At 36.3% G+C, this 24,590-nt stretch carries 26 protein-coding genes; 18 read left to right on the top strand and 8 right to left on the bottom strand.

The genetic code is table 11. The features are described 5' to 3' along the window. Positions 1-40: 40 nt before the first annotated feature. Positions 41-1,135: a redox-regulated ATPase YchF gene (gene ychF / locus AC0L3Q_RS11535; RefSeq protein ID WP_473286697.1), complete on the bottom strand. Its 1,095-nt coding sequence runs from the start codon at positions 1,133-1,135 to the stop codon at positions 41-43. A 204-nt stretch (positions 1,136-1,339) separates the two neighbouring features. Here ychF and AC0L3Q_RS11530 point away from each other — a divergent pair, with 204 nt between their 5' ends. The 4 genes from AC0L3Q_RS11530 (at position 1,340) to AC0L3Q_RS11515 (ending at position 6,287) form a co-directional block, all read left to right on the top strand. After that, positions 1,340-1,855: a hypothetical protein gene (locus AC0L3Q_RS11530; RefSeq protein WP_473286696.1), complete on the top strand. Its 516-nt coding sequence runs from the start codon at positions 1,340-1,342 to the stop codon at positions 1,853-1,855. Positions 1,856-1,989: 134 nt separating this feature from the next. After that, positions 1,990-4,614: a TonB-dependent receptor gene (locus AC0L3Q_RS11525; protein ID WP_473286695.1), complete on the top strand. Its 2,625-nt coding sequence runs from the start codon at positions 1,990-1,992 to the stop codon at positions 4,612-4,614. Between the two features lie 149 nt (positions 4,615-4,763). Then, on the top strand, positions 4,764-6,002 hold the full coding sequence (locus AC0L3Q_RS11520) for a mechanosensitive ion channel family protein (RefSeq protein ID WP_473286694.1): 1,239 nt from the start codon (positions 4,764-4,766) through the stop codon (positions 6,000-6,002). 3 nt (positions 6,003-6,005) lie between these two features. Then, the gene (locus AC0L3Q_RS11515; protein WP_473286693.1) at positions 6,006-6,287 is read left to right on the top strand and encodes a DUF3817 domain-containing protein; all 282 of its coding nucleotides are present in this window, start codon (positions 6,006-6,008) and stop codon (positions 6,285-6,287) included. Here AC0L3Q_RS11515 and AC0L3Q_RS11510 read toward each other — a convergent pair. Then, positions 6,274-6,828: a hypothetical protein gene (locus AC0L3Q_RS11510; protein ID WP_473286692.1), complete on the bottom strand. Its 555-nt coding sequence runs from the start codon at positions 6,826-6,828 to the stop codon at positions 6,274-6,276. The two genes, AC0L3Q_RS11515 and AC0L3Q_RS11510, sit on opposite strands and share 14 nt — an antisense overlap. Before the next feature lie 78 nt (positions 6,829-6,906). Next, entirely contained in the window at positions 6,907-8,952 is a 2,046-nt protein-coding gene (locus AC0L3Q_RS11505; protein WP_473286691.1) for an HD family phosphohydrolase, read from the bottom strand. A 178-nt stretch (positions 8,953-9,130) separates the two neighbouring features. Between AC0L3Q_RS11505 and AC0L3Q_RS11500 the strand changes: the two genes are divergently transcribed. From AC0L3Q_RS11500 to AC0L3Q_RS11475, 6 genes are all read left to right on the top strand, one after another. After that, positions 9,131-10,309, top strand: a complete 1,179-nt coding sequence (locus AC0L3Q_RS11500) for an acetyl-CoA C-acyltransferase (RefSeq protein WP_073312965.1) — start codon at positions 9,131-9,133, stop codon at positions 10,307-10,309. 54 nt (positions 10,310-10,363) lie between these two features. Further along, positions 10,364-11,113 carry a C40 family peptidase gene (locus AC0L3Q_RS11495; RefSeq protein WP_473286690.1) on the top strand — a complete coding sequence of 250 codons (750 nt, stop codon included), beginning with the start codon at positions 10,364-10,366 and terminating at the stop codon, positions 11,111-11,113. Between the two features lie 5 nt (positions 11,114-11,118). Continuing rightward, positions 11,119-11,646: a GNAT family N-acetyltransferase gene (locus AC0L3Q_RS11490; RefSeq protein WP_473286689.1), complete on the top strand. Its 528-nt coding sequence runs from the start codon at positions 11,119-11,121 to the stop codon at positions 11,644-11,646. A 67-nt stretch (positions 11,647-11,713) separates the two neighbouring features. Next, positions 11,714-12,295, top strand: coding sequence for a TetR/AcrR family transcriptional regulator (locus AC0L3Q_RS11485; protein WP_473286688.1), 582 nt, complete (start codon positions 11,714-11,716; stop codon positions 12,293-12,295). 49 nt (positions 12,296-12,344) lie between these two features. Beyond that, positions 12,345-12,938: an FMN-dependent NADH-azoreductase gene (locus AC0L3Q_RS11480; protein ID WP_473286687.1), complete on the top strand. Its 594-nt coding sequence runs from the start codon at positions 12,345-12,347 to the stop codon at positions 12,936-12,938. Between the two features lie 14 nt (positions 12,939-12,952). Next, on the top strand, positions 12,953-13,702 hold the full coding sequence (locus AC0L3Q_RS11475; RefSeq protein WP_473286686.1) for an SDR family NAD(P)-dependent oxidoreductase: 750 nt from the start codon (positions 12,953-12,955) through the stop codon (positions 13,700-13,702). 77 nt (positions 13,703-13,779) lie between these two features. On the opposite strand, the gene gap is transcribed toward AC0L3Q_RS11475, so the two are convergent. Together gap and AC0L3Q_RS11465 are read right to left on the bottom strand one after the other, a co-directional pair. Continuing rightward, a complete protein-coding gene (gene gap / locus AC0L3Q_RS11470; protein ID WP_473286685.1) occupies positions 13,780-14,769 on the bottom strand; it encodes a type I glyceraldehyde-3-phosphate dehydrogenase in 990 nt (329 codons plus the stop codon). 101 nt (positions 14,770-14,870) lie between these two features. Then, positions 14,871-15,551, bottom strand: coding sequence for a DUF2461 domain-containing protein (locus AC0L3Q_RS11465; protein ID WP_473286684.1), 681 nt, complete (start codon positions 15,549-15,551; stop codon positions 14,871-14,873). Between the two features lie 189 nt (positions 15,552-15,740). Between AC0L3Q_RS11465 and epsC the strand changes: the two genes are divergently transcribed. The 6 genes from epsC to AC0L3Q_RS11435 all read left to right on the top strand — a co-directional run bounded on the left by epsC (position 15,741) and on the right by AC0L3Q_RS11435 (position 21,119). Continuing rightward, positions 15,741-16,532: a serine O-acetyltransferase EpsC gene (gene epsC, locus AC0L3Q_RS11460; protein ID WP_073312951.1), complete on the top strand. Its 792-nt coding sequence runs from the start codon at positions 15,741-15,743 to the stop codon at positions 16,530-16,532. After that, positions 16,532-17,416: a cysteine synthase CysM gene (gene cysM / locus AC0L3Q_RS11455; protein ID WP_473286683.1), complete on the top strand. Its 885-nt coding sequence runs from the start codon at positions 16,532-16,534 to the stop codon at positions 17,414-17,416. The genes epsC and cysM overlap by 1 nt, the downstream gene beginning before the upstream one ends. A 21-nt stretch (positions 17,417-17,437) precedes the next feature. After that, positions 17,438-17,815 carry a nuclear transport factor 2 family protein gene (locus AC0L3Q_RS11450; protein WP_073312948.1) on the top strand — a complete coding sequence of 126 codons (378 nt, stop codon included), beginning with the start codon at positions 17,438-17,440 and terminating at the stop codon, positions 17,813-17,815. 133 nt (positions 17,816-17,948) lie between these two features. Then, positions 17,949-20,066 carry a DNA helicase RecQ gene (gene recQ / locus AC0L3Q_RS11445; RefSeq protein WP_473286682.1) on the top strand — a complete coding sequence of 706 codons (2,118 nt, stop codon included), beginning with the start codon at positions 17,949-17,951 and terminating at the stop codon, positions 20,064-20,066. A gap of 10 nt (positions 20,067-20,076) precedes the next feature. Further along, entirely contained in the window at positions 20,077-20,211 is a 135-nt protein-coding gene (locus AC0L3Q_RS11440) for a hypothetical protein (protein WP_473286681.1), read from the top strand. After that, a complete protein-coding gene (locus AC0L3Q_RS11435; RefSeq protein ID WP_473286680.1) occupies positions 20,190-21,119 on the top strand; it encodes a 2-dehydropantoate 2-reductase in 930 nt (309 codons plus the stop codon). The genes AC0L3Q_RS11440 and AC0L3Q_RS11435 overlap by 22 nt, the downstream gene beginning before the upstream one ends. An 8-nt stretch (positions 21,120-21,127) precedes the next feature. Here the strand turns inward: AC0L3Q_RS11435 and AC0L3Q_RS11430 are convergent, their stop codons facing one another. Both AC0L3Q_RS11430 and AC0L3Q_RS11425 read right to left on the bottom strand, forming a co-directional pair. Continuing rightward, positions 21,128-21,763 carry an MOSC domain-containing protein gene (locus AC0L3Q_RS11430; RefSeq protein WP_473286679.1) on the bottom strand — a complete coding sequence of 212 codons (636 nt, stop codon included), beginning with the start codon at positions 21,761-21,763 and terminating at the stop codon, positions 21,128-21,130. A 4-nt stretch (positions 21,764-21,767) separates the two neighbouring features. Beyond that, positions 21,768-22,556 carry a tRNA pseudouridine synthase A gene (locus AC0L3Q_RS11425; protein ID WP_473286678.1) on the bottom strand — a complete coding sequence of 263 codons (789 nt, stop codon included), beginning with the start codon at positions 22,554-22,556 and terminating at the stop codon, positions 21,768-21,770. 148 nt (positions 22,557-22,704) lie between these two features. On the opposite strand from AC0L3Q_RS11425, the gene AC0L3Q_RS11420 reads away from it, so the two are divergent. Both AC0L3Q_RS11420 and AC0L3Q_RS11415 read left to right on the top strand, forming a co-directional pair. Next, positions 22,705-23,082: a LysM peptidoglycan-binding domain-containing protein gene (locus AC0L3Q_RS11420; RefSeq protein WP_473286677.1), complete on the top strand. Its 378-nt coding sequence runs from the start codon at positions 22,705-22,707 to the stop codon at positions 23,080-23,082. A 219-nt stretch (positions 23,083-23,301) separates the two neighbouring features. Further along, positions 23,302-23,652, top strand: a complete 351-nt coding sequence (locus AC0L3Q_RS11415; RefSeq protein WP_473286676.1) for a hypothetical protein — start codon at positions 23,302-23,304, stop codon at positions 23,650-23,652. On the opposite strand, the gene cmk is transcribed toward AC0L3Q_RS11415, so the two are convergent. Continuing rightward, the gene (gene cmk / locus AC0L3Q_RS11410; protein ID WP_473286675.1) at positions 23,653-24,351 is read right to left on the bottom strand and encodes a (d)CMP kinase; all 699 of its coding nucleotides are present in this window, start codon (positions 24,349-24,351) and stop codon (positions 23,653-23,655) included. Positions 24,352-24,590: the final 239 nt, after the last annotated feature.

Here is a 24,590-nt window from a genome sequence, read left to right as displayed (position 1 = left end):
AGAGCATCAGAAGGCTTTTTTCTATCTAAATATAATTGTACTAAACGTTAAACAGAAAATGCATTACGTCTCCATCATTTACAACATATGCCTTTCCTTCAACTCCTAGTTTACCTGCCTCTCTGGCTTTAGATTCACTGCCATAGTGTACGAAATCATCGTATTTTATTACCTCTGCACGGATAAACCCTTTTTCAAAATCGGTGTGAATTACTCCTGCAGCTTGTGGTGCAGTGGCTCCAACAGTTACTGTCCATGCTCGTACCTCTTTCTGACCTGCAGTAAAATAGGTTTGCTGATTTAACAGTTTATAGGCTGCACGAATAAGTACAGAAGCACCAGGCTCCTCTAATCCCATATCCTGTAAAAATAGTTGACGTTCTTCATAATCTTCTAATTCTGTGATATCTGCTTCGGTACCTACAGCAAGAACGATCACCTCTGCATTCTCTGAAGCAACAGTTTCTTTTACTTTATCTACATAATGATTTCCATTTACCGCAGATCCTTCGTCCACATTACAAACATATAATACTGGTTTATCTGTGATTAACTGTAATGGTTTCACATAAGCTTCACGATCATCTTCAGAAATAGCTATTGCTCTCACTGAAGTTCCGGCCTCAAGACCTTCCTTCAATTGCAATAAAATAGATTCTTCTTTCTGCGCTTCTTTATTTCCTGTCTTTGCAGCTCGCTTTACCTTATCCAGTTTTTTATCTATACTTTCAAGGTCCTTTAACTGCAATTCTATATCAATAGTTTCCTTATCACGTATAGGATCTACAGAACCATCAACGTGTACTACATTATCATTATCAAAACATCTAAGCACATGAATGATCGCATCGGTTTCTCTGATATTCCCCAAAAATTGGTTTCCTAACCCCTCTCCTTTACTTGCTCCTTTAACCAAACCAGCAATATCAACAATCTCTACCGTGGCTGGTATCACTTTCTCAGGATTAACTAATTCTTCTAATTTCTCTAATCTGGGATCAGGAACATTGACCACTCCGATATTGGGTTCTATAGTACAAAACGGAAAGTTTGCACTTTGCGCTTTGGCATTGGACAAACAGTTAAATAAAGTTGATTTTCCAACATTTGGTAATCCTACGATACCTGCTTTCATAATTCTATTGCGTTATTTTGAACAGAGATTTCTTATGTATTATCTCGTTTTTGAGAGTGCAAAGATACTATTATTCCTAGTTAGGAAACAAATCTGAAGAATTAGATTAACGAATCGCTACTTACGCTTCAGATTATGGCGATGAAAGTGCATATTTTATTGTTTTTAGCATTTTTTTTAATTTTGAATCCCAATTATAAACAAATGAATACTTTTAAAATTTTAACCTCAGTCATCCTTTTAGGATTTACAAGCATCGGTTTTTCTCAAACTACAGAAAAACCGAAAGAAAACTCTTCTCAAGAAACAGTAACCAAAATTATTAGAATTAAGGGAGCTAACGGTGAAGAGAAAGTGATTACGAAACAAGAAGTCATTACCAAAAAAAGTAAAATCAAATTAAACCCTGGTGATGAAGACAAAACCAATCAATCTGCAACCTATTCAGATCAGGAAGTTCAAGTTCAAAAATCAGAATCTTCTTCGGATATGGATGCATATACCAAAGTTACCGATGGAAAAGGTTTTGTAATTACTCTTTTGAACAAAACGGGCAATCAAGTATGCAAAGCAAGACCGCTTAGTAATGGATATTACATCATAAATGCCGGAGGAAAAGATAATACTGTTGGACATTTTGATAGTGACAAAAATCTTATTTTGGAATCTTATGACAATAACACAGACGAAGTCATTACCACCATCTATAAGTTGAAATAATATCAAAAATACAATTGATCGTATTGGCCGGAAGTAATTCCGGCCTTTTTTGTGTCTACTCTTTTTTAATCAAATCGAAGTAAAATATTTTAGATATATTTAAGGTAACAATCAACATAAATAAACATCACTTCATGAAAAAATTCACACTCATTTTATTGGGGGTATTCACTACGTACCTAAGTTATGGTCAGCAAATTGTATCAGGAACGGTAACCGACCCCGCAGGACTTCCTATCCCTTATGTTAACATTCTGGAAAAAGGCTCAGAAAAAGGGACCACCACCGATGAGCAAGGTAAATATACCATTGCTGTCGACGAAGGAGCCGTATTAGTTTTCAGCTTTATTGGCTATGAAACCAAAGAGGTAGAAGTTGGAAATCAAGAAATCATAGATGTTGTTCTACAAGAAGGAGAAGCCTTAAGTACCATTATTGTAGTTGGATCCAGAAGCCCAAAAAGAACAGCAACCGATACTCCTGTAGCTATCGATATTATTGATATGCAGGAGATTATTACCAAAAGTGGTAAAATTGAAATCAATGAACTACTTCAATATACAGCTCCTTCGTTCAACGCCAACAAACAATCAGGATCTGATGGAGCTGATCATATTGATCCTGCCTCTCTTCGTGGATTAGGGCCTGATCAGACTTTGGTTTTGATTAATGGTAAAAGAAGGCATTCTTCTTCTTTAATTAACATTTTTGGTACACGAGGAAGAGGAAATTCGGGTACAGATCTTAACGCGATTCCTGCCACCGCTATCAAAAGAATCGAAGTATTACGAGACGGTGCTGCCGCACAATACGGTTCTGATGCGATTGCAGGAGTTATCAATATTGTACTTAAGAACAATGTAAATACCATCTCTGGAAGTGTGAGCTACGGAGCTTACAACACCAATGCCAAAGGAGATTTTCCCGACGGTACTCCCAATACAGATGGAAATCGATTAGATACCGATAATGACGGAAATCGTATTGCTGATGACCAGGATTTTGATGGCGGATCCGTAAAGGTAACTGCCAATTATGGAGTAGAAATCGGCGATGGGGGTTATGCCAACTTTACCACTGAATTCTTGAGCAAAAATAAGACACTTCGTCCCGGGTTTGATTTCAGGAGAGGTTTTGGTGAAGCGGCTATCGATGGGTTTAATTTCTTCGTAAACGCGGCTGTACCTATTTCCAAAAAAACAGAAGCTTATGCCTTTGGAGGAAGAAACTACAGAGATACCGATGCTTTTGCTTTTACTCGTAATGACGGTGAAAGAGTAGTAACCGCAATATTCCCTAATGGTTTTACACCAAGAATTACTTCAAACATCATCGATAACTCAGTATCTGTTGGGGTTCGCACAGAGACCGAAAACGGTTGGAAAATTGACGTAAATAACACATGGGGTAAAAACAATTTTCATTATTTCATACAAGGTACGTTAAATGCTTCTTTGCAAGAGTCCTCTCCTACTGACTTTGATGCTGGTGGACACAGTTTAAGTCAGAATACCACAGGTCTTGATCTCTCTAAGTACTATCCAAACATTATGAAAGGATTAAATATCGCCTTTGGATCTGAGTACAGAACTGAAAACTTTATCATTTTTGCCGGAGAAGAAGGATCATATGCGACGTATGATGTAAATGGATTGCCCATTATTGATCCTGCTAATCAAACACAACCTACAGACCCTATTTCTGGAGAACTTCGCCCGGGAGGATCACAAGGTTTCCCGGGATATAGTCCTGCGAATGAAGTAGACAGATCCAGATCCAACTTCTCTTTGTACACAGATGCAGAATTAGATATAACCGATAGCTTTTTATTAGGTGTCGCAGCACGATTCGAGAACTATAGTGATTTTGGAAGTACTATAAATGGAAAATTAGCCTTTAGGGTGAAAGCATCAGAAAATATCAATGTTCGTGGATCTGTGAGTACTGGTTTTAGAGCACCTTCTTTGGCTCAGATATATTACAACCTACGATTCACCGATTTTCAAGGAGGTGTGGCTACAGAGACGCTTTTATCACCAAATAACAGCCCAGTGACTGCTTCTTTTGGTATCGAATCCCTTGAAGAAGAAACAGCAATAAATGCTGCGGTGGGAGCTACAGCTAGTTTTGGTGGGTTTACCGCTACCATAGATGGATATTACATCAATGTAAAAGACAGAATTGTATTAACTGGTACTTTTGCTGCTCCTCAAATTCCAAATGTAAATGAAGCACAATTCTTTGCTAATGGAGTGGATACCGAAACTGTAGGGCTTGATATAATCTTATCCTGGAAGGGTAATTTTGATTTTGGTAATATCTCTGCCACCCTTGCAGGAAATATCAATAACATGACTATCGAAGAAGTTAAAAATGGAAATTTGGACGAAAGTATATTCTTTGGGGAACGAGAAAAGGCTTTTCTTTTGGCTTCTGCTCCTGATAGTAAATTTGCTTTTAATGCTAACTACAGCAAAGATAAATTCAATGCTGGATTAGGATTGACTCATTTTAGCGAAATTGTATTGATTGATTTTGCAGATACCGAAGATGTGTATGGCGCAAAAATAACTGCAGATCTTAATGCAGGGTATCAACTAAGCGATAACCTAAAACTCACCTTAGGAGGAAACAACATTTTTAATGAATATCCAGACCAACAAAATGATGGAGAAACTGAAGCAGGTGGATACTGGGATGCAGTACAAATGGGATTCAGTGGTGCATATTATTATGCAAGACTAGATTTCAACTTCTAGATTACAAAAACACGTTATCAAAGCCGCCATATCACTGTATATGGCGGTTCTTGTTTTTATACGTTAAATTAATTCATAAATCCTTATAATAATTTTTTATTACTATCCGTATACCCTTAATTTTGCGCTCAAACTAGTATTCCTTTTCTATGGAAGATATTACCCGATACTTTTATCAGCTTTTTGTTTCCAAAGGCTTTTCAGAGAACACTTCAGAGTATTTAAATTTAGTTATTGGTCTTGCTATATTGATCGTTTCTTTATTCGTGATACACTTTATCATGAAAAAAGTCTTTATCACTATTTTTAAGAAATACGCATCAAGATCAAAAAACACCTTCGACGATTATTTGGTAAAGAACAATACCTTTGACTATCTGGCGCATATTGTACCGCTATCTATTACAGTCTGGATTGTACCTCAATTATTTGCGGCTTTTCCAACTACAGAAAAGTACCTTGAGATCCTTTTTGATATTATGGTAATCGTATTAGCGATTTGGATTTTGCGAAGTATACTTAGAACATTTAGGGATTTCCTGAAATCTTTGGACTCTTTTAAAGACAAGCCTATCGATAGTTACGTACAGGTTTTTATGATCTTTGTCTGGGTTATCGGGGGTATCTTTATATTCTCTTCGGCTACCGGAAAATCCATTTGGACATTCTTAACCGCGCTTGGAGCAATGTCTGCGGTAATTCTGTTGATTTTTAAGGATACCATTCTTGGATTTGTTGCCAGTATCCAGGTAGCTGTAAATGACACAGTACGTATCGGAGATTGGATTACTATGGAGAAATATGGTGCCGATGGCGATGTAATAGAAATCAATCTTTCTTCGGTTAAAGTTCAGAATTTTGACAAAACCATTACTACCATTCCTACCTACCACCTTACTTCAGAATCGTTTCGAAACTGGAGAGGGATGATGGATTCTGGTGGGAGAAGAATCAAAAGATCACTTTTGATCAAAACATCGAGTATTAGTTTCCTTTCTGAAGAAGACGTGCGTAAACTTCAAGAAATTGAAGTGATCAAAGCGTATCTTCAGAATATAAAAGTTGAAATCGACACCTTCAATAAAGAACACAGTATCGATAAAAGCATTATGATTAATGGAAGAAATCTTTCCAATATGGGAGTATTTAGGACCTATGTAGAGCTATATCTAGAAAACCACCCTTATATCAACAAAGATATGACGATCATGAGCAGACAACTAGCTCCTACAGCTCAAGGAACTCCACTGGAGATCTATGCTTTTAGTAATGATAAGGTTTGGAAAAACTATGAAAATATAATGGCAGATATCTTTGACCACTTACTATCTGCTATCCCTTATTTTAAACTTGAAGTTTTCGAGTTGGATTATAATATCAATACATAATTTATGATAAAAGGTTTTAGACTCATCAGTTATCTAGAAGGTATCTCATACCTGCTTATTTTATTTGTAACCATGCCTCTAAAGTATATGTTCGAATCACCAGAACCCAATAAAGTGATCGGTATGGCACATGGGTTGCTATTCTTGTTGTATATCGTATTTGCCATTGTTGTAAAGTTCGAAAAACAATGGAATAACAAAACCCTAGCTATCGTATTACTTTGTTCTATCATTCCTTTCGGAACGTTTTGGATGGATAAGAAATACCTGGCTAAAACACAATAGTACCATTAAAGTCACCATCATAAATACTATGAAGGTTAATCACACTATGTAGTCTGCCATTGACTTCTGGTTGTAGCGATATGCTTCCATTATGCAATGGGATTTCCTCCTGATTCATAGAAACAGCAACGATGCTGTTATTAGTTGTCCAACAATCACCACAATTGGCATCATAATAATGGTAGTTATAATCATTGGGATTAACCGTATGAATAACGAGTTCTAATACATCTCCAGAGTCTAAATAATATAGTATACGTTCTTCTTGGTTAGATACTGGTTGTAATCTTGCCCCTGTTACCTCATAAATATGTCTTCCGTAAGGCCCATTTTGATGATGAATCGAACCATAGTTATGGACTATTGGGCGTCTGTTTTGAGGTTGTGGACACCTTGTACCTCCTACAACCACAGCAATTTCTGGTAGTGGAAGATCAATATTTACTCCTATAGATATCCCACCTCCTATACGTAGTTGTGCATTAGAAACATTCGTAAACGGTAAACTAAGTAAAGCCAATAAAAAAAGATAATTCTTCATGCTGATTGTGTTTGAAACTTGCTAGGGTTACTGCATCAAACAATATGCCGTAAACCAGTAGCAACGAAAAAAACACAATTACTCCGGATATTCGATCCGCAAATGATAGATATTCGTAAGCTTGCGTTTAAAAACCTTCTTCACCTGTTGAATTTCCTTGAAGGTAATATTAGCATTTAGAAATTGCTCATCTTCCATTTGCTTATTGACTATCTTTTCTACGAAAGAATCAATCAGACTACTGGTAGGGTTTTTAAGACTCTTTGATGCGGCTTCTACACTATCACTCATCATCAAAATTGCAGTTTCTTTTGAAAATGGTTTGGGTCCAGGATATTGAAAATCTTCAATATTCACATTTTCATTACTTTCTTTTTCTTTGGTATAGAAATAATACACCGTACTTGTACCGTGGTGCGTTCTTATAAAATCGATTACCCGATCAGGAAGCTTATACTTTTTAGCGATTTCAATCCCTCTTATCACATGATTGATAATAATTCTTGCACTTTCTTTAGGAGATAGTACATCATGTGGATTTCCAGATGCCGATTGATTTTCGGTAAAATAGGTAGGATTTGCCATCTTACCTATATCATGATAGAGTGCTCCTACCCTAACCAACATGGCATTTGCACCGATTTCATTAGCTGCTGCTTCGGCAATGTTTGCTACATTTAAAGAATGGTGAAATGTACCAGGGGCTTTGTCTGACAATTCCTTCAACAATACAGAATTGGTATCACTAAGTTCTAACAAGGACACATCAGAAATAAGACCGAAAATCTTTTCGTAAGCATAGATCAACGGATGCACAATAAGCGTAGCAAATCCACTAATCACAAACAGAACAACAGTAGTCCAATCGATATTACTTACACTCCCCTCATGTATAATGTGAAAAGATATATAGGCAATGATATAGATGATAGTGATTTGACCCACTGAGATAAAAAGATTAGCTCTTTTAAAAGATTCTGAAATCGTCAAAATGGTAACAATACCAGCAATAATTTGTAAAAATGTGTACTCATAGCTGTTGGGTACTACAAAACCTAAGATTAACACCGTAATTACATGAGTGAACAAACCTAAACGCGAATCGAAGAAAGCTTTGAGCACCAAAGGCAATATACATAAGGGCACTACATAGATATATTCGGAGCGATATTTCACCACCAAAGTAGATACCAAAACAATGAACAAAATATTAAAGAAAATAAAGGTGACCTGAGTGTTATTTTCATAAATATCGTTCCTATATTTTCTGATAAATAATAAAAGCATCATTAACGCCAAGGATACCAAAAGACTATACCCCAAAACAATCCAGTAAAAGTTTTTGGCACTCCATACCTGAGATTCGTATTCTGCTTTTAATGAATTTAAGATCTGCAACTTACCCCCTTCTACAACCTCTCCTCTGGCGATGATCCTACTACCTCTAGACACTCCTCCTCTTGTCGTGAGCACCTTGGCTAACTCATTCTCAAGTGTACTTTGCGTTAATCTTTCGTTGAGTTTTACATTGGGTTTCACCAAATCATAGAACAAGGCGACAAAATCACTTTTAAACTTTGCATATTCACTCTTATCTATTCTGGAGTTAATGAGGTTAGTCACCTCATTAGAAGTTAAAATTTGCCCATAAGTGATGGCTTCGGCTTCGTTTCCTTTGTTTAAAAAAATCTGTCGCTGCTCATCATAAGGGCTCGTACTTTGTAAAACTCCGTATCGATAAATATCGTTAAGCAGGATTCGACCAAACAACTTTGCCTGATCCCTGGCACTAGTTTGATTGAAGACTTTTAAATAGTTATTAAACGATTCGTCATACGATTCTTTTGCTGTATTAGAAACAATGGTGTCGTATTCAAAATATGGGATAATATTGTCTGTAATCTCTTTCTTTTCATCTTCAATTTCCTGTTCTGTTTTGGCAATAGCAAAATCAAACGGAGCATATAAGTTTTCGTATTGCCAAGGTTTTCCTTTGGTAAACTCGTACTTAAATATCCCTCCTTTAGGAAACAAATAGACAATAAGTGCAGTAGTAGTTATAAAAAGAAAAATCCTGTAAATAAAAGATTGTCTTTTATAAAATTTATTCAAAAAGCGTCTCACAAATTACGTTCTATTGATTACTCAAAAGTAGTAAATCAAACTTAGATGTACGAAGTATCCATCTAGAATTAAGAATTATACTTGGATTACAGCTAACTCTTAACTTTTTACTTAGTTTTTATCCTACAAAAATCCTTAAATTCGCAGCAAACAATACACACAATTTAAATTACATATAATGAGTAAAGAAGTAGTAATTGTATCTGCAGCAAGAACACCAATTGGAAGTTTCTTAGGAAGTTTATCTACCGTGCCGGCAACCCAATTGGGTGCTATTGCCATAAAAGGAGCATTGGATAAAATCAACCTGGACCCTTCTCTTGTACAAGAAGTTTTTATGGGAAATGTAGTACAAGCAGGAAACGGACAAGCTCCAGCAAGACAAGCCGCACTTGGTGCTGGTATAGGTGATCATGTTCCTTGTACTACGGTAAATAAAGTTTGTGCAAGTGGTATGAAAGCTGTAATGCATGCTGCTCAAGCTATTGCTTTGGGAGATGCAGATATCATCGTTGCCGGAGGTATGGAAAACATGAGTTTAATTCCGCATTACGTTCGACTAAGAGCAGGACATAAATTTGGCCCTCAAACACTGGAAGATGGAATGCAGCGAGATGGTTTGGTAGATGTTTATGATGGAAATGCTATGGGAGTTTGTGCTGATTTATGTGCCAATGAGTATGAATTTAGTCGTGAAGATCAGGATGCTTTTGCTATCCAGTCTTACGAAAGATCTGCAAAAGCATGGGCAGATGGTAAATTTAATAATGAAGTAGTACCTGTACCTGTTCCACAACGTCGTGGAGAGCCTGTTATGGTTACTGAAGATGAAGAGTACAAAAACGTAAAAATGGAGAAAATTCCAGCTTTACGACCTGCATTTAGCAAAGATGGAACGGTAACCGCTGCTAATGCTTCTACTATTAATGATGGTGCCGGAGCTGTAGTAGTAATGAGTGCTGATAAAGCCAAAGAACTAGGATTACAACCTCTAGTTAAAATTAAAAGTTATGCAGATGCAGCTCACGAACCAAAATGGTTTACTACTGCTCCTGCAAAAGCGTTACCAAAAGCTATCGAGAAAGCAGGTATTAGTTTAGATGATGTTGATTTCTTCGAATTCAACGAAGCATTCTCTGTAGTAGGTTTAGCAAATCTTAAAATTCTTGGACTTAGTGATGAGAATACCAACGTAAATGGAGGAGCTGTTTCTTTGGGACATCCATTAGGATGCTCTGGGGTTCGTATTTTGATCACCTTGATGAATGTTCTGGATCAAAACAACGCTAAAATTGGAGCCGCAGCAATCTGTAATGGTGGTGGTGGTGCCTCTGCTATGGTAATAGAGCGTTTATAATTTTATTGATCAAGAGCGTAGCTCTATAACATTGCTAATCCCTAATTACCGATAATGCAATACGGCATTTGTAACCTAAGTATTGTTCCTTTACGTGCAGAACCCAGTGATCCAAGTGAAATGGTTACTCAGGTCTTGTATGGAGAACATTTTAAAGTACTCGAAAAACGCAAAAAGTGGAGTAAGATTCGTCTGGCCTATGATAAGTATGAAGGTTGGATCGATAATAAACAATATCTAGATATCACTGAAGAGCAGTATAAAAACTTTGATGACCAAGATATCTGCTTATCTGGTGATTTGGTAGAATTTGTGAATTGTGATCAAAATCAACTGATGCCCATTCCACTAGGCGCTTCTCTTGGAGCTTTAGATTTTTTTCAACATACGTTTGAAGGATATACCATTACACAAAAAAGTGAAAAAGAACACTTGATAGAAACTGCATTGATGTTTCTAAATACTCCATATTTATGGGGAGGTAAGACTAGTTTTGGGATAGACTGTAGTGGTTTTACCCAAATTGTGTACAAATTAAATGGATATCAACTACTTCGGGACGCCTCGCAACAAGCAACTCAGGGAGAAGCATTAAGTTTTATAGAAGAAAGTGAACCCGGCGATCTGGCTTTTTTTGACAACGAAGAAGGTAACATCATACATGTCGGTATCATGATGAAAGATAACTATATCATCCACGCGCATGGCAAAGTGCGTGTGGATCGTATAGATCATACGGGGATTTATAATGCCGAAAGAAGAACGCATACCCATAACCTACGCGTAATCAAAAGAATTATTTAGGCCTTATGGTGCCTCAAGATGTAGAAATAGTAAAAGTTACCCTAGAAGACAAAGAAAAACTATTAGAAATAGGTTATAATACCTTCTACGAAGCCTTTGGTCCTCCTGTAAATACCGAAGAAAATATCCAAAGCTATCTTGAGCAAAAGTTTACCCTGGATCAAATCACCAAAGAACTTCTGCACCCTCACTCCCAGTTTTATTTTGCGTGTATACAAAATACTGTGGTAGGATATATCAAGTTAAATACTCAGACCGCTCAAACCGAAGCCGTAGATCTTAATGCCCTGGAAATAGAACGTATCTATGTTGTAAAAGAACAACAAGGAAAAAGTATTGGTCAGGCATTACTGCATAAAGCCATATCAATTGCCAAAGAATTACAATCAAATTGTGTTTGGCTTGGGGTTTGGGACCAAAATACAAGAGCTATTCGTTTTTATGAACGTTGGGGATTTAAAGCTTTTACTACACATAAGTTTGTGCTAGGTACTGAGATTCAAACCGACGTAATGATGAAACTGGAGTTATAAACTTTATGATTTTCATAACAGTTCATAGTTTTTTTTATTTAATTTTGAAACGAACATTTCAATTAAAATGCCAAAAGTAGAAACCTTCGATAGAAAACAAGTATTGCAAAATGCAACTGAAGTATTCCATAAAAATGGATACAACGGGACCTCTATGCAAGATTTGGTAGATGCCACTTCGCTAAATAGATCTAGTATCTATAATTCTTTTGGAAGTAAATTGGGGATGTTTATGGAAGTGCTAAATCATTACAGATCTTGTGGTAAGGACAACATGAAAAAAGAGTTGATTCATACCCATAACGCCTCAGACTCTATTAAAGCAATTTTCAACATGTATGTTGAGGACATCCTAAATGATACCAACAAAAAAGGTTGTCTTTTGGTGAACTGTAAATCAGAAATGACCAATCAGGAACCAATGATCAAATCCTTTATGGAACAAAGTCAGGACCAAACCACAGCCATGTTAGAGGACATCGTGTACAAAGGTCAAATGGAAAAAATCTTTAATCAAGATCAAACTGCAGCTCAATATGCTTTATATCTATATTCAGCCATCCAAGGGTTACGCATGACAGGCATATTAAACAACAATAAAGAAGAACTAGACAATTTAGTAAACACCATACTAAAGGCATTATATTAATTTTTTTACTCTAATATGAAACGATCGTTTCAAATAAAACAAAAACAAAATGAAAACCTTATTAAGAATAGACAGTAGTCCAAGAAAATCAACCTCTATCAGTAGACAATTGGCAGATGTGTTGCAAAGCAAACTAGAAGCTGAAGCAAGCTATACTACCAAAAATAGAGACACCTATTATGACCAACTTATCCATTTGGGTAACGAAGACAGTGTAACTGCATACTTTACTCCGGAAAATGAACAAACTGCTGCCCAGAAAGAAGCCATTAAAGCTTCTAACATTCTGGCAACAGAGTTTGCAGAGGCTGATACTTATCTATTTGCGGTTCCTATGTACAATTTTAGCGTTTCAGCTGGTTTAAAAACGTATATCGATCTTATTTCCCGAGCGGGAATCAGCTTTCAATACACTGAAAACGGACCACAAGGATTACTAAAAAACAAAAAAGCCTATGTGATCATCACTACTGGCGGTACCAAGCTAGGTACCGAAGTTGATCACGTAACAGGGTACATGACCACTTTTCTCAATTTCTTAGGGATTACTGATATCGAATTTATTAATTCCGATTTAATCATGACCAATGCCGAAGAAATTCTGGAAGGAGCTAAAACTAAAATTCAAAACTTATCACTATAACATTAAAATAAAAAATGAAAAAATTAGAAAACAAAGTAGCCGTTATTACAGGAGCGAATAGCGGTATTGGATTAGCCACAGCAAAATTATACTTAGAAGAAGGTGCCAAGGTGGTAATTTCAGGAAGACGTCCGGAAGCACTAGAAGAAGTAGCTAACGAACTTGAAGGAGATTTTATAACCGTTACTGCAGATGTTTCAAAACCTGAAGACAATACAAAACTCATTCAGGAAGCGGTAGCAGCTTACGGAAAAATTGATGTACTTTTCCTGAATGCAGGAATCGCACCTCCTACTCCTGCTCATGAAGTAACCGAAGCACATTACGATTCACTATTCAACACTAATGTAAAAGGGCCTATTTTGGCAACAAAAGAAGCATTACCTCATATTAATGACGGGGGTACTATTTTATTCACTAATTCTATTGTTACACAAAAAGGATTTGATGGTTTTAGTGTATATTCTGCTACCAAAGGAGCTTTAAGAGCTTACCAAAGAGTATTAACTTCTGAAGTGAAATCACGCAAAATACGAGTAAACTCTATTGCTCCAGGACCAATTGCTACTCCTATCTACGACAAAATGGGATTACCACAAGAAACTATCGAAGAAATGGGATCAGGATTTGGAGAACAAGTACCACTAGGAAGATTCGGAACGTCTGAAGAGATTGCAAAAACTGCATTGTTTTTGGCTTCTGAAGACGCATCCTACATCAACGGTATTGAAATAGAAGTTGACGGTGGTTTAAGTCAAATCTAAATCAAAACAATAACAACTAAAAAAGGCCGCATTGTTTATGAGCAATGCGGCCTTTTTATATCTTATTCGATTACAGCCTATAATTCTTTGATCTGACGAATCATTTGATTGGTAAATCCCCATTCGTTGTCATACCAGATCATCAGTTTTACCAAATCTCCATCTACCACTCTGGTCATAGAAGCATCAACAGTTGCAGCATACGGACTTTGTTGAATATCAGAAGATACAATAGGCTCATAAGTAACATCCAATACTTTTGCATATCGATCTGTTTCTGATTCTTTTTGCAATATCTCATTGATTTCTTCAGGCGTTGTTGCTCTTTCTGATATGAAAGTTACATCACTTATAGAACCAACAGGAACAGGCGTTCTTACTGCCACCCCATCAAACTTACCTTGATATTGTGGTAAAGCTTTGGTTGTAGCAATCGCAGCTCCAGTTGTCGTTGGTGTTAGATTAACCGCACCAGCTCTTCCCATTCTTGGATTCTTTTTGGACGGAGCATCTACTAAAGTTTGTGAAGCGGTATACGCATGAATAGTATTCAAAATTGCTTTTTTAATACCTATAGTTCTTCCTAGTATTTCTACTACCGGACTTATGTTGTTTGTTGTACAACTTGCGCAAGAAAATATACTGGTTTTTCCATCTTCGGTATTTACTCCGTGCACTACAGTTGGAGTATCTACACTTTTTGTAGGACCAGATATCACCACATTTGTGGCTCCTGCTTTAATATGTTTTTCGGCATCTTCTCTATTCGTAAAAAAACCAGTACTCTCTATAACAATATCGATGTTGTTTTCTTTCCAGGGTAGTTGCTCTGGGTCACGCTGATTGAGATATATTACTTTTTGATCACCAATGATTAGGTGATTCCCATCCACACTCACCTCTTTATTATATACGCCATATACACTGTCGTATTTCAAAAGGTATTTTGCATTTTCAATGGTCATCAAATCATTAACGGCCACGACTTGCATATCTGGCTCTTCCATAATTACTTTCAATGCGGCTCTTCCTATCCGTCCGAACCCATTTATGGCTATTCTTTTCATATTTTTTTAAGTTAATGTTGGTAAAAAAGTTAAAGAGAAAACATCTGTTTTTCTCCACTATTTTTGTCGAAAAAAGATTATTAAAATTACTATTAAAAGCTTCAATCTTCTAATAAAGATACTCCATTCAAATCGGTGGTAAGCACATCACTCATATAATCAAAAAAAGGTCTTAACAACTCATAGTGATAGATGACTTTATCCAAAAAGTCATCGGCAAAAACTTCTTGATCTGTGAAGCTATGAGATACAAAAAAAGATTTGTTTTTGATGAGATCTATAGCAGGATGTTCTTTACTAAAACCCTTTGGAGCAGTCTTTACCTGAAACTCAGTATTAAACCCACCAAAAGCCTTATCAAAATCAGGAGCTGATAATATTTCTCTAATTTCCTGATCATCCATTTCAAACTCTTTGCGAATCCGCAATAAATCTGCTGGTTGAGGACCAAAAAAACCCCCAGCTACCAAAGAGTTACCTGGTTCTAAACGCAGGTAATATCCACCTCTTCTATGAGCCCCTGCTCTACTGAAACTTGCACTTCGATGTACATTATACGGGGTTTTATCTTTACTGAATCTAATATCTCTATTGATACGAAATACCTTTGTTTTCTCTATCTCATCATTTTCATTCAATCGTTCTACTATGGAAGCATAAAAAGCTTTTAATACCTTTTCTCCCGCTTGATATTCCTTTTTATTTTCGGTCATCCAATCCCGATGGTTATTCTTTTTTAGTTTTTTTAAAAATTCAAATGCTGATTTTGGTATGGTACTCATAAGTTTTTCTTTACCACTAAATTTATCTAAAATCTACCTCCCAGTTTTAAGTTTAACTAAAAATTATGCATTTATGCTATTTTTAGGTTGGAGTTGTTATATTTCCTTTAAAAATGTAATGATTTGTAACTTATTGTGACTTATGTATTCTTTATTCTATATATTTACTAGAGTTTTAAACGTAAGATGATGTCCAAAGAGCGAGATGCTATTATAGCAAGAATAGAAGAGCAAAAGAAAAATCCGAATTTACGCCTGCGTTTAAAAGAACGTACAGAGTATTTTACGAACTTGCTTTTTTATACCCTATTTGATTCAGATACCGAAGTAGCCAAAAATGTTGACCTTCTTGAAGAAACTTTTGAAGAGTTGATTGATTTGGCGTGTTGGGAAACTGAAAAGCCTTGCAGCAAACTTTGGCAATCTTATCTGGAAAAACTACCCGGTATTTTACAAAAATTGAATAGAGATGCCGAGGCTTTTATGAAAAGTGATCCAGCCGCAAATTCTATTGAAGAAGTGTATCTGGCCTATCCTGGTTTTTATGCTATAGCGATTTATAGACTCAGTCATGAACTACTGAAATTTGGATTACCTATGGTACCGCGATTAATGACTGAGTATTCTCATCGACTCACAGGTACAGATATCAATCCAGGAGCAGAAATAGGAGAATCCTTCTTTATTGATCACGCTACGGGAATAGTAATTGGAGAAACTGCCATCATCAAAGACAATGTGAAGATCTATCAAGGTGTTACATTAGGTGGTCTTTATGTGGATCGGAAACTACGAAACGTAAAGCGACATCCTACCGTAGAAGATAACGTTACTATTTACGCCAATGCCACAATTTTGGGTGGTAGTACAGTTATTGGTGCCAATAGCACCATTGGTGGTAATGCTTGGATTACTTCTTCGGTACCAGAAAACTCGATCATTTCAAATACTTCAGAAATCAAGATTAAAAAAGTTGTTTAATGTCTCATAGCATTTTAGACCTGATTGGTAACACGCCTTTGGTAAAGGCAAAATCCCTTGTTAAAAACCCGAATATCACACTATATTTAAAACTGGAAGGTCACAATCCCGGTGGCAGCGTTAAAGATCGTGCGGCATTTAATATGATCAAATCTGCACTTGATAGAGGAGATATAGATCAAAACACAAAATTGATTGAAGCAACTAGTGGTAATACCGGTATTGCCCTAGCTATGATTGCAGGAATTTTTGATCTCAATATTGAACTGGTCATGCCGGAGAACTCTACCAAAGAGCGGGTACAAACCATGAGAGCCTATGGAGCAAAAGTAACTTTAACCTCTGCAGATATTGGTATTGAAGGATCAAGAGACTACGCCGAAGCAAAAGTAAACAACGAAGGGTATGTAATGCTGAATCAGTTTGGAAATGATGACAATTGGAAAGCACATTATAAAACCACCGGTCCTGAAATATGGAGAGATACCAAAGGTAAAATCACCCATTTTGTTTCTTCTATGGGGACCACAGGTACAATTATGGGCACTTCCACTTTCTTAAAGGAACAGTCTCAAGATATCCAAATTGTGGGGGTACAGCCTACAGATGACTCTAGAATACCAGGTATTAGAAAATGGCCAAAAGAATACTTGCCCAAAATTTTTAATCCGCAAAAAGTAGATCAGGTCATTGAAGTAAGCCAGGAAGAAGCCACGGCAATGGCTAAAAGATTAGCCAAAGAAGAAGGGGTCTTTTCTGGAATGAGCAGCGGTGGATCTGTTACAGCTGCCTTAAAGCTTGCCGAAACTTTAGAGAGCGGTGTTCTTGTTGCTATTATTTGTGATCGCGGAGATCGATACCTAAGTTCTGATCTTTTTGAGTAGATTTAGGGTAAACTTTCTCTTATGAACTTACAGCAAAATAAAGATAATGCCATTGCCTTCTACAAAATGGCATATGAAGGCAATCCCAAAGAAGCGATAGAAAAATTTGTAGGTGCAGATTATATTCAACACAATCCTGACGTAAAAGACGGTAAATCTGGGTTTATAGCATATTTTGAACGTATGCAACGTGAATATCCAGAAAAAACCATAGAATTTGTGCGTTGCATCGCCGAGGGAGATTTGGTCTCCTTGCATACCCATCAAACATGGCCGGGAAATGATCAATACGTAACCATGGACTTTTTTCGTTTTGACGAACAAGGAAAAATTGTTGAACATTGGGATGCCATACAACAAATTCCTGAACATTCTGCAAATAAGAATACCATGTATTGATCTGTAATCAATACCTTAACTCTGGAATTGATCAAAAATAAACACAGTTTCAAAAAATAAAACTGAACACTTCTATTATTGTAATTTAATTTATTATACTACAGCTTTTACCGAATACAGTATTGCTAATACTATGCCTGAATCACAACTGATACTAAACACCCTTAAAGAGTATTTTGGATACGATAGTTTTCGTGATCTCCAAAAGGAAATTATACATGCTGTTTTTGAAGGAAAAGATAACCTGGTCATCATGCCTACCGGCGGAGGGAAATCAATTTGTTATCAACTACCTGCACTATTACTACCTGGTATCACTTTAGTCATTTCTCCACTGATTGCTTTAATGAAAGATCAGGTAGATGGGTTAAAGGCTAACGGAGTTAACGCTGCCTTTGTGAATAGTAGTCAAGACGAAGCAGAACAACAAGAAATATTTCAGGATATCGCTAATCAGGCTATTAAAATACTCTATGTTGCTCCGGAAAGCTTACACTTTTTGGAAGGGCTACTCAGCGAAATAGAAATTAGTCTAATCGCCATTGATGAAGCCCATTGTATTTCGGCCTGGGGCCACGATTTTAGACCTGCCTACACCCAACTCGGATATCTGAAAAAACAATTCCCCAAAACCCCAATAATCGCTCTAACTGCTACGGCGGATAAGGCTACCAGAAAAGATATCTGTGATCAATTAAATATCCCAAATGCCAAATTACATCTGGCATCTTTTGATCGTAAAAACCTGGCGCTAGAAGTACGACCGGGAAATAAGCGTATCGAGCAAATCTATACTTTCCTTTCTGATAAACCTTTTCAAAGTGGTATCATTTACTGCTTGAGTAGAAAAACTACAGAGGCGCTCGCAGAAAAATTAAACAACAAAGGTTTTAGTGCTGCCGCATATCATGCTGGGGTCGAACATCAAAAACGAGCCGAAGTACAAGAAAAGTTTATTAATGACAGTATACAAATAGTATGTGCTACTATCGCCTTTGGTATGGGGATCGACAAATCCAATGTACGATGGGTAATTCATTATAACTTACCCAAAAACATAGAAGGGTACTATCAAGAGATTGGTCGTGCCGGTCGTGACGGGCTTCCCTCTTCTACCCTATTGTTTCATAGTTATGCCGATGTTGTACAACTACAAAAGTTTGCAGATATGTCGGGTAATAAAGAAATCCAATTGGCAAAATTGGATAGAATGAAACAATACGCAGAATCCTTGAGTTGCAGACGCAAAATACTATTGAGCTATTTTGGAGAATTGATAGAAAAAGATTGCGGTAATTGCGATGTTTGCAATAATCCTCCTACTATAATCGATGGAACAATCCTGGCCCAAAAGGCTTTATCCTGTGTCACCAGAATTAAAGAACAGGAACCTATTGGAACGGTAATAGACGTTCTAAGAGGAGCACAAAATGCTATTATTGTTGATCAAGGATATCAAAACCTTAAAACCTACGGTATTGGTCGCGACATTGCCTGGAGAGATTGGCAACAATACATCATACAACTTATCAATCAAGGATATCTTGAAATTGCATTTCATCAAAATAACAAACTAAAGCTGACTACTTTATCCAAGAAAGTATTGTTTGAAGGCGAAAAGGTACGTCTTGCACATTTAAAAGAATTGGAGAAGGCAAAACAGCCCGTGATCAACACGAATCAGGCTGCGAGTAATGATTTATTTGAAAAGCTAAGATTATTACGCTTAGAACTTGCCAAAAAAGCAGGAATTCCTGCATATCAAATTTTCAATGATGCTACTTTACGGGAAATGGAAAAGCACAAACCTTTAACCGATGAAGAATTTATACAGATTAATGGTGTAGGACGCCAAAAGATGCAAAATTACGGCTATCAGTTCATCAAAGAAATTCAAGCTTTTGTAGACCCTCCAAAAAAGAAAAAGAAAACCACCAAAAAGGGAAAAACCCATGCAGAAACATTAACCCTTTTGAAAAATGGGCTTTCTTTGGAAGAAATTGCAGTCGAAAGAAAATTGACGGCTAGTACAATTTTTTCTCATATCTTCAAACTATACGAAGATGGTGAAGCCATAGATCTACATCAATTTATCGATAAGGAAAACATTACTGCTATTCAAAAAGCTAAAGAGCTATTGAACAGTCCCGAAACCCTCAAACCCTATTACGAACATTTTGAAGGAGCAATAGATTACAATACCATAAAAATTGGTTTGGCTATATTAGACAAAAAAGACTCTACTACTTAACTATAATTTTATGTCTTCACATATCGTTTTTGGTGCTGGATTGATCGGAGGTTTTCTAGGAGGTATACTTACTTCTTTGGGGCAGGATACTCGGTTGGTTTGTCGCCCACAAACCAAAAAAAATTGGCAAACGGGCTTCGATTGACTGACTATCATAAAAATGAAGTCAATATTCCTAAGTTATATTTTATCGATTCAGAAACACCTTCGGCAACCGACAATAATATGTTTTGTCGTTTTCTTTGGGTTACCGTAAAGTGCACTGCAATTCAAAAGGTAAGCAATGATATCAAACCATTTGTAGGTCCAAATACTATAATTTTATGTTGTCAAAACGGTTTGGGATCTGAGCAAATCATTAAAGAACAATTTCCAAACAATCAGGTTTTACGAGTCATGGTTCCTTTTAATGTGGCAGAACCTGGTCCTGGTCATTTGCATCGGGGATCAGAGGGGACTTTACATATCGAAACACCAGTAGAACAGTCTGAGGTGATTACCGAATTGGTCAAAACTTTGGATAATAAAATGTTACCAGTTAAAGCAACCAAAGCCATGCTGGAATTACAATGGGCTAAATTACAACTCAACCTAGGGAATAGTGTAAATGCATTGGCTGATATCCCGGTCAAGAATATGCTCCAGCAGCGAGGCTATCGTTTGGTGATTGCAGCATTGATGAAAGAGTTGTTTAAGGTTACTAATTCTTCGGAAATTCAATTACCTAAACTCACATCTTTACCTGCAAAGTATCTCCCTTTGGTACTAAGTTTACCCAATTTTCTTTTTAATCTGGTGGCCAACAAAATGCTAGCTATTGATCCAACAGTACGAACATCAATGTGGTGGGATCTTTCTCAAGGAAAAAAGACAGAAATCGATTATTTGAATGGTGCTATTATCAAAGCTGCTCAAAAACATGAAATAGCATGCCCTGCCAATACAAGAATCATTCAATTGATCAAAGAAAGTGAAATTGCAAATGTTTCTTCTCTTCCCAGAAAAGGGATAACTGCAAGGACTTTATTAAGAGAAATTACCAAGAAACTATAAAAGTACCTTTAGTCCTTCGGAAAATACTTTTTATCACCATCAGACACCAAAGGATCTTCAACTGCCTTCTTTAAAAGCTCAACGTGTTCTTCAGCGTTATAATGAAATAATAAAGTATTTAATTCTTTGATAGAGATCCCTTGAGTATTTTCTTTATCCAGAATGAACTCATCGCCTGCACTTACAGATCCAGGTTCGATTACTCTCACATAGACTCCAGACAACTTAGAATCGATAAATTGTTTGATAATCGCAGGATTTCCGAATCGTACACCTAACTTATAGCACGGTTGCCTGGGTCTCGAAATCTGCACCTTTGCAGTCCCTAGTTGATAAACAGACCCTATTTTAATCGCTTCTTCCTGAAAACCGGAAACCGTTAGATTTTCTCCAAACATTCCATAATTCCAGTCTAAATCAGGATATTTTTCTTTCCAAAATGGATAATGCTCTGCCGCATACAAATAGCAAGCCTTATCAACCCCACCATGATATCTTCTATCAATAACGTGATCTCCAGCTACATCTTCTTTGTCTAAAAATATAGGTTGGTCCACTGGGTATTTATAAATCCCTGTTTTCACTTCTTTTCCTCTCCAGAGTATGGTTGTAGGTTCACCTATATTTGTTGATAAAACTTTCATTATATTATGGTTTTAAGTCTACTTTATTCAGAATCAAGCCTGATCCTGGTACAATATGCTCTAATACAATTTCTTCTGCATCTGGGTTTAACGTCTGTTTTATAAAATGCAAATCCACTTTTCCTTTACCCAAATCCAACAAAACTCCCATCATTAAACGAATCTGATTTCTTTTAAACCCTTCTCCTTTTACTCGTAAAAGATAACTCTCTTCTGGAAAAAAATTAGCCGTGTAGACATCATTTTTTTCTATTCTGCAATAAAGTATTTCTCCTTCCAAAATCGTATGCTCAGAAGGACGATGGCAATACGATCTAAAGTTGTGTTTCCCGACAAACAATTGGGCCGCTTTTTTCATGATTTCTATATCGAGGTCTTCCAAAACATTGTACATAAATGGAGCACAAAACGGATGAAACTTTGAACCAAAAGAAAACAAGTATAAATATTCCTTGATTTTTGGAGATTGAATGATATTAAAATGCTCGTCGGTAACACTTATCTTCAAAGCTCTAATATCCTGTGGAAGATTTCTGTTGAAAATGGGCAAAAATTCTTCGACATCCAAAGCAGCATGATCTATGAACAATTCTACAAATGCATGATTAGCAGACACCTTTGCATCCGTTCTTCCCGCTGCCAACACCTTAAAATCTTTGTGCTCTAAAACATAGGCAACGGTGCGTTCTACCATTCTCTGTAATGTATTTACCGTAGGTTGTTTTTGCCAACCGTGATATCTAAACCCTAAGTATTGTAATTCTAATAAATAATAGAAACGTTTTCTAAACATTGATTTTTATTATGTAGTTCCCGAATATAGATAAATTATGCATTTCACCGATAAAACACTCTTTTTTAATCCTAAAACTTTCAAAAAAATAGGTGAAGAATCACTATATTTGAGTAAATCTAATTAATAATTTAAAATCAACTTTGTTATGGTAAAAGCTAAGTATCAAGAAGTTTTGGATCTAGGACAACAATTAAATATCCAAGGCGGTGATGTCTCTGAAGAGAACGGAACTCTTAAAATAAAGGGAACGGCAAAGACTCAATACGAGAAAAATCTACTTTGGGACAAAATTAAAGAAATTGGTGGTGAATCTCCATCAGATATTATGGCTGACATCGACGTATCAGATAATTCTGTTTATCATAGACATACGGTAAAAAGTGGAGAATCATTAAGTAAAATTGCTAAACACTATTATGGTGACCCAATGAAATATAAAGAAATCTTTGAGGCGAATACTAACATTCTTAAAAATCCAGATGTGATCCATCCTGATCAGGAATTAGTAATCCCAAATCTCTAAGAAAGTATTTTCCATACTATAAAAAACAACAGAAAAGTCGCAATAATAATGCTATTGCGACTTTTTTTGAATAAAAACACCTCTAAAAAGTAGCTTTTTTATGTATTATATCGATTTTTTGCTCTTTTTACCCTGAAAAACAAGTAAATTCTGCCAATTACCCTAATTATTTTGTGGTTTTACCGTATTTTTATACTTTGAAACCAAAGCTCAACTTGTATGAACAGGATATTACTATTTATTGTACTATGCTATTCAATACCTACATGTGCCCAATCTCTGTCAAAAACAGACATAATTTACGAACGTAAAGATCAGGTGGTATTGAATACCGGAAAGTCTTATCAAATTGTCAACGAAAAGGCTTTTTATGAAGTGACGGATATCTCTATAAAAAGGTTCATCACTGTCCAGAATAATGATCTGATGCTAAATCGTGTATTGGTCATTCGTGGAGGTGATGAATATATAGAGATTATAGAATGGACCAAAAATACCCTAAGGTATTATGAATCCAGAAACATTATCAAGTACACCAATGAACACGATTATGTTTCGGATACCAATTAACTAAGAGTTCTTAATTTTTGTTTGTGCCAATACCAGTATCTGCTCAAACTGTTGATCAAGAGTAAGGTTGGAGTTATCTATTTTGATAGCATCGCTAGCTTTTCTCAACGGTGAATCTTTACGTGTACTATCGATATGATCACGGTTGACTACATTTTTTAGAACATCTTCGTAACTTACATCGTCCCCCCTTTCCTTTAGTTCTAAATAGCGTCGTTCTGCTCGATCCTTTGCCGTCGCTGTCATAAATAATTTCAATTCTGCATTAGGAAATACTACCGTTCCTATATCTCTACCATCCATGACAATACCTTTATCTTTCCCCATTTCTTGTTGTTGTTCGACCAATTTTTTACGAACAGCAGATACTGCAGCAATCTTACTTACATGTCTGGATACCGATAACCCTCGTATTTCTTTTTCAATATTTTCGTCATTCAAAATCACTTCTGCCAACCCGCTATTAGCGTTTCTTTCAAATCTAATACGTATCAAAGGTAATTCACTTTCCAAGGCTTCCGCATCAAAATGATCAACATCTATATACCCCTTCCGCATTGCGTATAGTGTAACTGCCCTGTACATAGCTCCAGTATCCACATATATATAGCGCAAAGCTTTTGCCAACTGTTTGGCTACTGTACTTTTTCCTGTAGATGAATGCCCATCTATTGCAATAATGATTTTATTATTTTCCAAGCTGTATTCCTGTTTTCAGAATTTAATTGTACATCAAAAATACCTTAAACAATCCAAACTAACTCATATTCGAGTAAAAAGTTAAAATCCTACCCCCTTATTTCAAGAACTCAAACCGCCCTCAACGACATTGGATGCATCCTAATACATCAGTTGCAGCTTTGTATACAATATTTAAGTAATTGTAAAGTTATTACATGAAACGCCCTTTTGCATGACAAGAAGTTACTTTTAAGACC

Source organism: Aquimarina sp. KJ22-3 (genome assembly GCF_055808215.1).
The sequence above is the reverse complement of the archived record's forward strand: the minus strand, read 5'-3'. Positions and strand labels throughout refer to the sequence as shown.